This window comes from Kitasatospora sp. NPDC023176 (assembly GCF_055560495.1).
On record NZ_JBVHIP010000009.1, the window covers coordinates 233,052 to 246,797 of the forward strand.

Annotated in this window: 9 protein-coding genes; 6 read left to right on the forward strand and 3 right to left on the reverse strand. The window is 73.2% G+C overall.

Translation table 11 applies throughout. The annotated features are described in order from the left end of the window. Positions 1 to 191 precede the first annotated feature (191 nt). Positions 192 to 4,244: an ABC transporter ATP-binding protein gene (locus ACZ3YL_RS16110; RefSeq protein WP_465657845.1), complete on the forward strand. Its 4,053-nt coding sequence runs from the start codon at positions 192 to 194 to the stop codon at positions 4,242 to 4,244. A 59-nt stretch (positions 4,245 to 4,303) separates the two neighbouring features. Here the strand turns inward: ACZ3YL_RS16110 and ACZ3YL_RS16115 are convergent, their stop codons facing one another. After that, positions 4,304 to 5,236, reverse strand: coding sequence for an ATP-grasp domain-containing protein (locus ACZ3YL_RS16115; RefSeq protein ID WP_188307037.1), 933 nt, complete (start codon positions 5,234 to 5,236; stop codon positions 4,304 to 4,306). A 135-nt stretch (positions 5,237 to 5,371) separates the two neighbouring features. Between ACZ3YL_RS16115 and ACZ3YL_RS16120 the strand changes: the two genes are divergently transcribed. Then, positions 5,372 to 5,896, forward strand: a complete 525-nt coding sequence (locus ACZ3YL_RS16120; protein WP_465657848.1) for an NUDIX hydrolase — start codon at positions 5,372 to 5,374, stop codon at positions 5,894 to 5,896. Here ACZ3YL_RS16120 and ACZ3YL_RS16125 read toward each other — a convergent pair. Both ACZ3YL_RS16125 and ACZ3YL_RS16130 read right to left on the reverse strand, forming a co-directional pair. Beyond that, on the reverse strand, positions 5,893 to 7,146 hold the full coding sequence (locus tag ACZ3YL_RS16125; protein WP_465657851.1) for a hypothetical protein: 1,254 nt from the start codon (positions 7,144 to 7,146) through the stop codon (positions 5,893 to 5,895). The genes ACZ3YL_RS16120 and ACZ3YL_RS16125 overlap by 4 nt on opposite strands. A 138-nt stretch (positions 7,147 to 7,284) precedes the next feature. After that, positions 7,285 to 8,394, reverse strand: a complete 1,110-nt coding sequence (locus ACZ3YL_RS16130) for an ABC transporter substrate-binding protein (protein WP_465657852.1) — start codon at positions 8,392 to 8,394, stop codon at positions 7,285 to 7,287. A 224-nt stretch (positions 8,395 to 8,618) separates the two neighbouring features. Between ACZ3YL_RS16130 and ACZ3YL_RS16135 the strand changes: the two genes are divergently transcribed. The 4 genes from ACZ3YL_RS16135 (at position 8,619) to ACZ3YL_RS16150 (ending at position 13,368) form a co-directional block, all read left to right on the forward strand. Beyond that, on the forward strand, positions 8,619 to 10,190 hold the full coding sequence (locus tag ACZ3YL_RS16135) for an APC family permease (protein WP_465657854.1): 1,572 nt from the start codon (positions 8,619 to 8,621) through the stop codon (positions 10,188 to 10,190). A 177-nt stretch (positions 10,191 to 10,367) separates the two neighbouring features. Continuing rightward, a complete protein-coding gene (gene trpS, locus ACZ3YL_RS16140) occupies positions 10,368 to 11,468 on the forward strand; it encodes a tryptophan--tRNA ligase (RefSeq protein WP_465657856.1) in 1,101 nt (366 codons plus the stop codon). A 145-nt stretch (positions 11,469 to 11,613) separates the two neighbouring features. Beyond that, positions 11,614 to 12,594, forward strand: coding sequence for a S66 peptidase family protein (locus ACZ3YL_RS16145; RefSeq protein WP_188306937.1), 981 nt, complete (start codon positions 11,614 to 11,616; stop codon positions 12,592 to 12,594). Between the two features lie 99 nt (positions 12,595 to 12,693). Further along, positions 12,694 to 13,368, forward strand: a complete 675-nt coding sequence (locus ACZ3YL_RS16150) for a nucleoside/nucleotide kinase family protein (RefSeq protein ID WP_188306936.1) — start codon at positions 12,694 to 12,696, stop codon at positions 13,366 to 13,368. Positions 13,369 to 13,746 lie beyond the last annotated feature (378 nt).

Sequence of the window (13,746 nt, forward strand, 5' to 3'; positions counted from 1 at the left end):
CCGGACCGTCGGGTCGCAGCTGTGTTCGAGCGGGAATCACCGCAGGCCGCAGACTGTTGCCCCGTCCGCCGGACCGGACGATCCGGGCCGCCCCGGAACCAGCCCCGACCGCCCCGCGCGGCCGGAATAACCGTGGCGGCCACCCGACGAAATGGTTAGCATCCCTAAATATGCCCGAGACTCACGGATCCATGGTGGAGCAATCCCCGAGCGGCCCACCGGCCCCCGGCCCCGACCCGGCGACCCCCGGCGACGGCCCGCAGGCCGCCGACGCGCGCCCCGAGCCGGGCCCGACCGCCGCCCGGAGCACGGCCGGCGCCCCGGGCACGGCCGCCGGGCAGACTGCGGACGCCACCCCGGACGCAGCCGCAACCCCGGACACGACCGCCCCGGACACAGCCGCCCCGGCCGATGGGTGGCTGCGCCGCCTGGGCGGCTACAGCTGGCGGTCCCGCCGCAGCCTGCTGCTCGCCTTCGGCGCCTCGCTGCTCGGCATGGCCGTCACCGCGCTGGTGCCGCTGGTCACCAAGCTGATCATCGATGACGTCATCGTCGCCCACACCCGTTCGCTGGCGCCATGGGCGGTGCTGCTGCTGCTCGCCGCTGTCGTGGTCTTCGGCTGCACCCAGATCCGTCGCTACTACGGTGGCCAGCTGGCCCTCGACGTCCAGCACGACATGCGAAGCGACCTGTTCCGCTCGCTCGGCCGGCTCGACGGTCACCGCCAGGACCGCCTGGACACCGGCCAGGTGGTGGGCCGCGCGACCTCCGACCTCCAGTTGATCAACGGCCTGCTGTCGATGCTGCCGATGATGACCGGCTACCTGCTGATGTTCGTGATGTCGCTGGGCGTGATGGTCTGGCTGTCCCCGCCGCTGACCCTGGTCGCCCTGGTCATGGCCCCCGCGCTGTGGTGGGTCAGCGTGCGCAGCCGCAAGCGCCTGTTCCCGGCCACCTGGGCCGCCCAGCAGGAGGCGGCCGAGGTCGCGGGCGTGGTGGACGGCGCGATCGGTGGCGTCCGGGTGGTGAAGGGATTCGGTCAGGAGGCGCAGGAGCGGGACAAGCTGGAGCGGGTCTCCCGCAACCTGTTCGCCGCCCGGCTCCGGTCGATACGCCTCAACGCCCGCTACAACCCGGCGATGCAGGTGATCCCGGCCCTCGCCCAGGTCGCGGTGCTGGCCTTCGGCGGCTGGCTGGCCGTCGACGGGCGGGTGTCGCTCGGGACGTTCGTCGCCTTCTCGACCTATGTCGCGCAGATGACCGGTCCGGTGCGGATGCTGACCATGGTCATCACGGTCGGCCAGCAGGCCCGGGCGGGCGTCGAGCGCGTCCTGCAGCTGATCGACGAGCGCCCGCTGGTCCAGGAGCGCCCGGACGCGCTCACCCTGGACCTCACCCACGGAGACACGGCTGCGGACGGCGGCGCGGCCGGCCCCCGCACCCCCGACGTCGCCCTGGAGTTCGACCGGGTCGAGTTCCGCTACGACCCCGAGCACCCGGCTCCCGTGCTGCACGGCCTCAGCCTGAAGCTGGCCCCCGGCGAGACGCTGGCCCTGGTGGGGGCCTCCGGCTCCGGCAAGTCGACGGTGGCCCAGTTGGTGCCCCGCTTCTACGACCCGGCGGCCGGCGCCGTCCGCCTCTTCGGCCACGACCTGCGCGACCTCACTCTGGACTCGGTCCGCGCGACGGTCGGCATCGTGCCCGAGGAGAGCTTCCTGTTCTCGGAGTCGGTCCGCACCAACATCGCCTACGGCCGCCCGGACGCCACCGACGAGCAGATCGTCGCCGCCGCGCGCGCCGCCCAGGCCGACGAGTTCGTCCGCGCGCTGCCGGACGGCTACGAGACCAAGGTCGGCGAGCAGGGGCTGACCCTCTCCGGCGGTCAGCGCCAGCGCATCGCCCTGGCCCGGGCGATCCTCACCGACCCCCGGATCCTGCTGCTGGACGACGCCACTTCGGCCGTCGACCCGCAGGTCGAGGCGGAGATCCACGACGCGCTGCGCTCGGTGATGACCGGCCGCACCACCCTGCTGATCGCCCACCGCCGCTCGACCCTCCAACTCGCCGACCGGATCGCCGTGCTGGACCAGGGCCGGCTGCTGGACCTCGGCACCCACGAGGAACTCGAAGCCCGATGTCCCCAGTACCGGGCCCTGATCACCGACCCCGAGGCGGGACCCACCCCCGGGCCCCGGCCCGCGTCCGAGCTCCTGGACGGCCAGGGCGAGCGGACCGAACAGCTCGAACAGCCCGAGCGGACCGAACACCCGGAACAGCCCGAGCGGACCGAAGGCCCGGAACAGCCGGACCAGGGCGAGCGGACCGAACACCCCGGCCGACCGGCCCCCGCACTCGCCACCCCCGCCCTCGCCAAGGCGGCCCGCACCGCCGACCCCGATCTGCTGGACAAGGTCGCCGCCCTTCCGCCGGCCACCGACGCCCCCGCCGTCCCCCGCGCCGAGGCCGAGGCCGGTGACCCCGACTTCAGCCTGGGCCGGCTGCTGCGCCCCTTCCGCGTCCCGCTGCTGATCGCCCTGCTGCTGGTCGCCCTCGACGCGGCGGCCGGGCTGGTGCTGCCGGTGCTGATCCGGCACGGCATCGACGAGGGCGTCCGCAAGGGCCTGATGTCCGGCGTCGCGGTGGCCTCGATCACCGCGCTGGTCGTGGTGTTGCTGGACTGGCTGGTGCAGAGCGCCGAGAACCGGGTCAGCGGCCGTACCGGCGAGCGGGTGCTCTACACCCTCCGGCTCAAGATCTTCGCCCACCTCAACCGGCTCGGCCTGGACTACTACGAGCGCGAGCTGACCGGCCGGATCATGACCCGGATGACCACCGACCTGGACTCGCTGACGTCCTTCCTGCAGACCGGCATGGTCACCGCCGTGGTCAGCCTGCTGACCTTCGCCGGGATCTTCGCGGCCCTGCTGATCATCGACGCCGGCCTGGCCCTGGTGGTCTTCGCCGTACTGCCGCTGCTGGTGATCGCCACCCTGGTGTTCCGGAAGAAGTCCAAGGACCAGTACGAGCGCTCCCGCGACCTGATCAGCACGGTCAACGCGGACCTGCAGGAGAACGTGGCCGGCATGCGGATCGTCCAGGCGTTCCGCCGGCTCGACACCAACACCGACCGCTTCGTGGCCCGCGGCATCGCCTACCGCGAGGCCCGGGTCCGGGCGCAGTTCTACATATCGCTGTACTTCCCGTTCGTCCAGTTCCTCTCCAGCGTGGCCGCCGCACTGGTGCTGATCGTGGGTGCCGCCCGGGTGGACGCGGGCACGCTGACGGTCGGCGCGCTGGTCGCGTACCTGCTGTACATCGACCTGTTCTTCGCCCCGGTCAACCAGCTGTCCCAGGTGTTCGACGGCTACCAGCAGGCCTCGGTGGGCCTCGGCCGGATCCGCGAGCTGCTGCGCACCCCGACCACCACCGCCGAGGCGGCCGACCCGGTCCCGGTGCCGGAGGGGCTGCGCGGGGAGATCAGCTTCGAGGGCGTCGGCTTCGCCTACAACGGCGGCGCGGACGGCGCGCCGGAGGTGCTGAGCGGCGTCGACCTGCACATCCCCGCCGGTCAGACGGTGGCGCTGGTCGGCGAGACGGGCGCGGGCAAGTCGACGCTGGTCAAGCTGGTCGCGCGGTTCTACGACGCGACCGCGGGCACCGTCCGGGTGGACGGGGTGGACCTCACCCGCTACGACCTGGCCGAGTACCGCCACCGCCTGGGCGTGGTGCCGCAGGAGGCGTACCTGTTCGCGGGCACGGTCCGCGAGGCGATCGCGTACGGCCGGCCGGACGCCTCGGCGGCCGAGGTGGAGGCGGCGGCCCGGGCGGTCGGCGCGCACGACATGATCGTCCGGCTGTCCGACGGCTACGACCACGAGGTCGCGGGCCGCGGCCGGAACCTCTCGGCGGGCCAGCGCCAGCTGATCGCGCTGGCCCGGGCCGAACTGGTCGACCCGGACATCCTGCTGCTGGACGAGGCCACCGCCGCGCTCGACCTGGCCACCGAGGCCGCGGTCAACCAGGCCGCGGACCGGCTCAGCGGCGGCCGCACCACCCTGGTCATCGCCCACCGGCTGACCACCGCCGAACGCGCGGACCGGGTGGTCGTGCTGGACCACGGCCGGGTGGTCGAGGACGGCACCCACACCGAACTGCTCGCCCTGGGCGGGACGTACGCCCGGCTCTGGCAGGCGTTCATCGCGGACGGCCACCCGGCACCGGCCGAGCCGGTCGCCGCCGGCTGATCCGACCGCCCGCGTGCCCGCCCGCCCCTTCGACCGGGGGCGGGCAGGCACGCCGTGCGTCAGGCCGCGATCAGCGAGGCCAGCAGGCCCGAGGCGTCCACCCCGCGCGGCAGGTCGCTCACCTGTCCGTCCCCGACCTCCACCACCCGCCAGCCGGAGCCGTCGGCCCGGCTGGCGAGGTCGGTGGTGACGAAGCGGCAGCCGAGTCTTCGCACCAGTGCGGGGACGTCGGTGAGGTCGGGCTCGACCCGCTGGTGCGGGGCGTCCGGATGCGGCCCGACCATGATCGGCCGGCCGTCCAGCCACCACACCCGGGCTTCCACGGCCCGTCCGTCGCCGCCCGCGACGGCTGCGGCCGGGGCGCCGTCCCGGTCCGGTCCGTCGGTGCGCTCGAACTCCTCGTACCGCCGCAGCACCACCCCGCCGGCCAGGAACTCACCCTGCAGCTCGACGAACCGCCCGACCACCCGGCCGACGGTCGCCAGGTCCGCCAACTCCGGTACGTAGCAGGCCTCGTGCCACTCGTGCTTGCGTGACTTCACGTAGTCCTTGACGATCGCCGGCCCGCTGCCGCCGAGCCGGGCCGCGGCGTCCGCCAGCTCCGCCGGGGTGGGCGCCGCCGTCCCGTCGGACGGGATCCACACGCTGGGCGGGGTCGCCCCCTCGAACACCCCGTACCAGCCGGGGAGTTCGTGCGCCGCCGCGTATCCGGGCGCACTGGTCAGCAGGTTGCCGCCGCGGGCGGCGAGCGCGGCGGCGAACTCGGCGTACCGGCCGGAGGGGAGCATCCAGCCCCGGTACCAGAGCGGCCCGCTGCCCCGGGGCACCCGCCGGACGGCCTCCTCGGCGTGTCCGGCGAGCAGCGCGTCGTGGTCGACCAGATGGTGCTCGCCGCCCAACTCCCTTGTCAGCCGGGCCTCCCAGGTGAAGTGCGGATCGGGCCGGCGCGGATTGAGCGGATCGGCGGGGAAGATGATCGAGGGTACGGGCATGGCGGTCAGGGTACGGCGGGCGGGCCGTCCCCGGCTGCCGCTCGGCGGCGGTCCGGTGCTGGGGGCGGGGTCAACTGGGCTTCCGGGGCGGTGAATCCGGTCGACGCCCGGTCCGGGCGCTGTCAGAGTGTCCCGATGCGAAGACTGCTGCGACCGCGTACCCGCGTTCCCCGTCAGGCCGCCCGCACGGTGGTCCTGGACGGGAACGGCTCGGTGTTCCTGCTCCGTTCGGACAACGACGAGGTCGGCGTCCACTGGACCATGCCCGGCGGCGGACTGGAACCGGGCGAGACCCCGCAGGCCGGCGCCCGGCGCGAGCTGTGGGAGGAGACCGGCTGGATCGACCTCGAACCGGGCCCGCTGCTCTGCACCTGGGAGCACGACTTCACCTGGCACGGCACCCCGGTCCGCCAGCACGAGCACATCTTCCTCACCACCGGACCGCACCGCGGCCCGGTCGGCGACGTCAGCGCGGTGCACGCCCAGGACCGGATCCTCGACTGGCGCTGGTGGACCGAGGCCGACCTCGCCGACGAGCACGCCGACGCCCTCTGGCCGCCCCGGCTGCCGGAGTTGCTGGAATCCGTCCGCGCGGGCTGGGCGGTCGACGGGCGCCCTCCGGTGCCCGTCGACCTCGGTTACCTCCCGAACGCCCGCTAGCCCGGGCCGCGCCCGCCGCGGCGGGGCGCCCGGCCGGTCGGCCCGGCCGGACCGGGTGCCCAGCCGTGCAGGTCCAGCTCCCGGTCGTGCAGCGCCCAGGGGTTCATCCGCACCGTCAGCCGGGCGTCGGCGAGTTGCTCGACGGTGAGCCCGGTCTCGGTGACCAGTTGTTCGGTCGACACCGAGACCGCGATGGCGGGACGCCAGGACGGCAGCACGACCAGGCTGGTGCCGCGCCCGACCCGGATCGGCTCCGCGGCCACCCGGACCGGCGTCCGCTCCTCCGGGCGGCCGACGGCCTCCGGCTGGACCGGGCTGCCGCCGATCAGGATGCCGAGCGGCGGTTCGGCCCGGGCCGCGCCGGTCCAGGACACGTCGGCCGGGGGTGCTTCGGTCCAGGACACGTCGGTCCGGGATGCGTGGCCCCCGAACGCCGGGGATCCGGCCCCGGCGACAGCGCGGGCGTCCGTCACGGCCCGAGCCTCCGTCACGGCCCAGGCGTCCGCCGGGGGCGTGCGATCGGCGGACGCCCCCGTTGCACCGCCCGGTTCACTTACCCGTCCGGCACTCTGTGACCCCGCTCCGGCCGGGTCGGTCGCGGCCGTCTCCCGTGCGATCGCCTCCTGCCCGGTCGGGTCGGCCTGGGGATGCATCCGGCGCAGTCGGCGGGAGGGCGACGGCCGTCGCGAGGCGAGGCTCCGGAGCTCCTCGCGCGTCGAACGCGGCACCAGCGCGGGCCGGTTGGCCTCCGGCGACGGCGCCTGCTGGAGCCGGACGAACCCCGGCCCGGCCTCCTCGACGGGGGCGTCGGCGCCAGCGGTCCTGGCCGAGACCGGGGCCTCCTCCGCGGTCTCGCCGAGCAGCGTCCGCACCTGCGCGACCGACTGCCGGCCCGAGGCCGCCAGTTCGGCGAGCGAGCGCTCCGGCGCGCGCCCGGTCCGCAGCCGGTCGGCGAGCGTCGCGCGGAGCCGGGCCGCCGTCGCGTCGCCGTCGCCGTCGCCGTCGCCGGCGACGGCGTGGCGGAGCTGTGCCTCGACGTCCTCCGGGGTGCGCGGCTGCGGCACCGAGTCGTGGCGGGCCGGGGCGCCTTCGGCCGCGGCGGCGATGGAGCAGATCGGCGCCGCCGGAGCGGGCGGTCCGGGCCGTCCCGGCGGGGCTGGCGTCCCGTCGGCCGGGGGCGGGGTACCGGCGCCGCCTCCGGGCGGGCCGGGCAGGGCGGGGTCGGTGGAGCTGGGGTGGAGCGAGGTCATCGGCGGGCCCTTCGGGGGACGGTCCCGACGATCCTCCCGCACCGCGCGATCAGCTCCAAGCGTCATTCCCGGGCGTGTGCGCGCGAGTACGGAGTGATCGTCGGCGGACCGGCGGCGCTCCCTACCAGGCGTATCGGCTCAACTGCCGGGCGCGACGAAGCCCTTGAGGTCGGCGAGTACCGCGTTGGCCGCCGTGACGCCGAGCCCGAGGAACCAGGTCTCGTCCGAAACCGGCCGGGCCTGACCGGACTTGACCGCGCCGAGCGTCTTCCAGAGTGCGCCTCCGAGCACCGCGTCCTGGTTGGTCGAACTGGGGCTGCCGTACACGCCGTAGAAGATCCAGTCGGCGTCGGCCTTGTCGATCTGCTCCGGGCTGACCTCCACCGCGAGTTCCCTGACCTGCTCGATCGCGGGCTGCGGCAGCGGCACGTCGGTGAGGACGGTGCCGATGAAGGAGAGCTCGGCGTAGAGCCTGGTGCGGCCCGGCATGAAGCGCAGCGGCGTGATGGTGGGCCGCTTGCCGCCGAGTCCGGTGCCGATCGCGGTGGCGGCCGCCTGGTAGGCGTCGAGCTGCGCCTTGGCCTCGGCCTGCAGGCCGAACGGGCTGGCGTTGAGCAGGAAGTTCTGCTTCCAGGGGTAGCCGGGGCGCAGCGAGAAGACGGTGGGTGCGATCTTCGACAGCTGGGCGTACTGGTCCTGGGCGCGCAGCTGACTGCCGAGGATCAGGTCGGGCTTGAGTGCGGCGATCGCCTCCAGGTTGAGGCTGTTGATGGTGCCGACGGCGGCCGGGTTGCCGGCCTTGTCCTTGAGGTAGGAGGGCAGCGACTTGGAACCGTCGGTGTGGACGACGCCGACCGGCTGGATGCCGAGCGAGACGACGTTGTCGAGTTCGCCGGTGTCCAGCACCACGACCCGGGTGGGCTTGGCGGGGATGACGGTCTCGCCCATGGCGTGCTTGACGGTGCGCGGGTAGACGCCGGGGGCGGCGTCGGTGCCGAAGTCCTTCATCTTCTCGATGACGCTGGCGTAGTCGTCGCCGCCCTGTTTGACCGACTTCTGGTCGGGCGAGCCGCCGCCCGGCTTCGTACCGCCACTGCCGCCGCTGCTTCCAGTGCCGCCCGAGCTGCCGCAGGCGGTGAGGAGTCCGCCGAGGCCGAGCACGGCGGCGCCGGTCACCCCGGCGGTGAGGAAGCGGCGGCGGGTGGGGGTGCGGCGGGCGGGGGTCGGGCCGTCGGAGTCGGGGGCCACGCGACGCTCCTTCACGGGTCGGGACCGGGCGATCGAGGTTAGGTGAGGCAAACCTACCTTGCTGCCTGCTGTACCTCTCGTACAGGGGTGCTCGCCGGGGAGTCAAAAGTCATCGTAAGTGCATAAAATCACCAAGAGTTGGTCTATTCAACCTTCCGCATCCGCCTTAGAGTGCGCTGGTGTTTGATCAGCAGCTCTCAGAGCACACAAGCAGCGGCCGGGCAATGGCGCCCGGCGCTCCGCAGGGTGCCCCGGTCAGTGGCACCAGTGGTGGCGTCCCCGAATCGGGGACGGCTGGGGGAGCGGGGGACAAGGGCCTGCGGGGCAACTCGGTCGGCCTGCTGGGCAGCGTGGTGCTGGGCGTCTCGACGGTCGCCCCGGTCTACTGCCTGACCGCGACGCTCGGGCCGACGGTCACCGCGGTCGGCGTCCGGATGCCGGCCGTGTTCCTGGCCGGCTTCCTGCCGATGCTGCTCGTCGCGTTCGCGTACAAGGAGCTGAACAAGGACTTCCCGGACTGCGGAACGTCCTTCACCTGGACGGTCAAGGCCTTCGGCCCCCGGGTCGGCTGGATGGCGGGCTGGGGGCTGACCGTCGCGACCATCATCGTGCTCTCCAACCTGGCCGGGGTCGCGACGAACTTCCTCTACCTGATGCTCGGTGAGATGACCGGCAGCGACTGGATCGCCGGACTCGACCAGAACAAGGCCGTCCACCTGCTCACCGTGGTCCTGCTCATCGCCGGTGCCACCGCGATGAGTTACCGCGGGATGACGGCCACCAAGTGGTTCCAGTACGGCCTGGTCGGCCTCCAACTGGCCGTGCTGCTGCTCTTCTCGGCCATCGCGATCGGCAAGGCCGCCACCGGCGGGCTGCCCGACTCGATCGGCTTCTCCTTCTCCTGGCTCAACCCGCTCCAGGTCGGCTCGTTCAGCGCGTTCACCGCCGGACTGTCGCTGTCGATCTTCATGTACTGGGGCTGGGACACCTGCCTCACCATGAACGAGGAGACCCTCGGCAGCGCCAGGACCCCGGGCCGGGCCGCGATGATCTCCATGGTCACCCTGGTCGGCTCGTACCTGCTGGTCGCGATCGCGGCCCAGATGTTCGCGGGCGTCGGCAGCACCGGCAACGGCCTCGGCAACCCGGAGACCGCCGACAACGTCTTCGCCGCGCTCGCCCGCCCGGTGCTGGGCTCGCCGTGGAGCATCCTGCTGTTCCTGGCCGTCGTCGCCAGCGCCGCCGCGAGCCTGCAGACCACCTTCATCCCGGTGGCCCGCACCCTGCTCGCGATGAGCGCCTACCGCGCCGTGCCGCCGCGCTTCGGCGCCGTCCACCCGCGCTTCCGTACCCCGGGCTACGCCACCGTCGCGGCCGGTGCGGCCACCGCCGTGTTCTACGTCGGCATGAGCCTGATCAGCGAGAACGTCGTCCAGGACACCATCCTGGCGCTCGGTCTGATGATCTGCTTCTACTACGCCCTCACCGCGTTCTCCTGCGCCTGGTACTTCCGCCGCTCGCTCCGCGGCAGCCTCCGCGACCTGCTGCTCAAGGGCGCCGCCCCACTGCTCGGCGGCCTTCTGCTCAGCGCCGTCTTCCTGCAGACCCTCACCGACGCGTGGTCCCCCGACTACGGCAGCGGCGCGCTGTTCGGCATCGGCTCGGTGTTCGTGATCGGCGTCGGCATCCTGCTGCTCGGCGCCGGCCTGATGACCTGGTACGGCCTGGTCCGCCCCGAGTTCTTCCGCGGCGAGACGCTGCGCAAGGACACCCCCGCCCTGGTGGTGGAGGACTGACGCTATCGTGGGAGCCATGAAGCGCTTCGTGGGCCTGTGCTGGTGGCCGTCCTAGGACGGCCACCACACTCGCCTGACCAGGGCCGTCCGGGATGGACGGCCCTGTCGCGTTTCCCCACGGGACGGGCCCCGCGCCCCGGACGGCCGCCACCACCGCCGTACCGAGGGAGAAACCCGATGACCGCCAGCACCTCCGAGCTGACCACGTCCGACCTGGACGCCCCCGGCCCGAACGCCTCAGAGTCGACCAGCCCCGTCCTGACGGCCGCTGACCTGATCGCCGACCCGGGCGCCCACCGCGTCCTCACCGGCGACCGCCCCACCGGCCCGCTCCACCTCGGCCACTACTTCGGCACCCTGCGCAACCGGGTCCGGCTCCAGGACCAGGGCGTCGAGATGTTCGTCCTGGTCGCCGACTACCAGGTCATCACCGACCGCGACATCGCCGACCGGCTCGCCGAGCACACCGAGAACCTCGTCCTCGACTACCTCGCCGCCGGCCTCGACCCCGACCGGGCCACGATCTTCGCCCACAGCGCCGTCCCCGCCCTCAACCAGCTGCTGCTGCCCTTCCTCAGCCTGGTGAGCGTCGCCGAACTGAGCCGCAACCCCACCGTCAAGGACGAGATCGCCCATTCCAGCCAGGCCGCCGTCAACGGACTGATGTTCACCTATCCCGTGCACCAGGCCGCCGACATCCTGTTCTGCAAGGCCGACCTCGTCCCGGTCGGCCTGGACCAGCTGCCCCACCTCGAAGTCGCCCGCACCGTCGCCCGCCGCTTCAACGAGCGCTACCCGCACGCCGACGGCAGCGCCGTCTTCCCCCGCCCCCGGGCGCTGCTCTCCGACGCCCCGATGCTGCTCGGCACCGACGGCGGCAAGATGAGCAAGAGCCGCGGCAACGCCGTCGCCCTCGGCGCCGACGAGGACGAGACCGCCCGGATCATCCGCGGCGCGAAGACCGACGCCGACCGCCGCATCACCTACGACCCGACCGCCCGCCCCGAGGTCTCCGGCCTCGTCCTGCTCGCCGCGCTCTGTCAGGACCGCCTCCCGGAGGAGATCGCCGAGGAGATCGGCGACGGTGGCGCGGCTGCCCTCAAGCGCACCGTCATCGAGTCGGTCAACGAGCACTTCCGTCCGCTGCGCGCCCGCCGCGCCGACCTCGCCGCCGACCGCGGCCACCTGCGGCAGGTCCTGCGCGCCGGCGCCGAACGCGCCAACGCCATCGCCGACGCCACCCTCGCCGAGGTGCGGGAGGTGATGGGCGCGATCTGAAGGGCCCTCAACCCGCACGGACCCACCGCGGTCCGCCCGTCCACGGACATCGGCCGGTCGACCGGCGGGCATATCGTCACCGGGCGGCCTCGACCACACCCCGAGGCCGCCCACAGCCCCGCCCCTTCCCCGAAAGGCCCGGTCCATGGACCAGCACCCCACCACGCCCGGCCAGGGACTGACCCGCCCGCCGCAGCTGCGCCCCGGCGACCACATCGCCGTCGTCGCCCCCAGCGGCCCGATCGACCCCCAGCGGCTCACCGCCGGCTGCGCGCTCCTCCGCTCCTGGGGCCTGCGCGTCACCGTCGCCCCGCACGTGCTCGACACCCACCCCGCCCTCGGCTACCTGGCCGGCCCCGACGTCGACCGCGCCGCCGACATCCAGGACGCCTGGCTCGACCCCACCGTCGACGCCGTCATCTGCGCCCGCGGCGGCTACGGCGTCCACCGGATCGTCGACCTGCTCGACTGGACCGCGATGCGCGCCGCCCGGCCCAAGCCCTTCATCGGCTTCAGCGACGTCAGCTCCCTGCACGAGGCCTTCGCCCAGCGCCTCGGACTCGCCACTCTCTACGGGCCGATGGCCGCCGCCTCCTCCTTCATCGAGGACGGACCCACCGCAGAACACCTGCGCCGGACCCTCTTCGACCCCGCCGCCACCACCGTCCTCACCTCGCCCACCGCCGGCGCGCTCGTCCCCGGCCGCGCCCACGGCGTCACCGCCGGAGGATGCGTCCACGTCCTCGCCGCCGAGCGCGGCACCCCCGCCGCCCGCCCCTCCTACAGGGGCAGCATCCTGGTCCTCGAGGACGTGAACGAGCACCCGTACCAGCTCGACCGCCTGCTCACCCAGTTCCTGCGCTCCGGCGCCCTCGACGGCGTGGCCGGCATAGCCCTCGGCTCCTGGGAGGGCTGCGGACGGCCCGAGCGGGTCCGCGACGTGATGCTCGACCGCCTCGGCGGGCTCGGCGTGCCCGTGCTCTGGGAACTGGGCTTCGGCCACTGCCCGTCCACCCTCACCGTCCCGCTCGGCGTCCCCGCCGTGCTCGACGCGGACGCCGGCACCCTCACCTTGGATCAGCCCGCCCTCGTCCCCGTTTCGGTCCCCGCTCCCGTGCGCGCCTGAGCCTGAGTGCGTGAGTGTCTGAGTGCCCGAGTCCAAGCCCGAGTCCGAGTCCGAGCCTGGGCCCGCCGTCGGGCCCGGGCCAGTGAGTAGGGTGCGGCCATGAACGAGGACCGCCTCACCGCCCTTGCCCTCGGACTCCTCCGCGGCCCGGGCAGCAACGCCCGTACGATCCTCGGACTTGTCGGCCCGCCCGGAGCCGGCAAGTCCACCCTCGCCCGCCACCTCGTCGCCGCGGTCGAACGCGTCGAAGGCCCCGGCACGGCCGCGTACCTCCCGCTCGACGGCTTCCACCTCTCGGCCGCCCAGCTCGACCGCCTCGGACTGACCCACCGCAAGGGCGCCCCGGCCACCTTCGACGCCCACGGCTACGTCGCCCTGCTGCGCCGGGTCGCCGCCGACCGCTTCCAGGACATCTACGTCCCCGACTTCGACCGCACCCTGGACGAACCGGTCGCCGCCCGCCACGTCGTCCGCCCGCACACCCGCCTGGTCATCACCGAGGGCAACTACCTCGCCGCCGCGGACGCCCCCTGGCCGGACGCCCGCCGACTGCTGCGCGAACTCTGGTACGTCGACACCGACGACACCGTCCGCGAGCACCGCCTGCTCCGCCGCCACCGCGATGGCGGCCGGGACGAGGCCACCGCGCTGCGCTGGGTCACTGGCAACGATCACCCCAACGGCGAGTACGTGAAGCAGGGCCGTGCGATCTGCACCCGGACCGTCCCCGGGACCGGTTTGCCCCAGGCGCCGGAGAGGGGTAGTGTTTCCTAGTCGCTCGGCAGGGAGCACCGGACACGCATTGGCGCGGACGGTCCCGGAGCGGCCAATCCCTTGAAACACCACTTCCGGTTCGTGCCGGTCGTTTCGCTTTTCGCGTGGCGGCTCGGTGCTTATTCGGCGTGCGCCTTTTATCGGATTGCAGCTGGATTCGCTTTTCGGAGCGGGGTTCGGCTAGAGTTTGAAACGTCGGACAGGGCGTCAAGCCCCGGAAGACACCGGCGAGTTGGATGAACGAAGCCCCGGAAACGGAGCGGAAAACATCTGATAAGCTGGGAACACGAAAGAACGAAGCGCCCGGAGGGCCCGCTGGAAGGCGGCTCGAAGGAAGTGTCCGTTCCTTGAGAACTCAACAGCGTGCCAAAAGTCAAC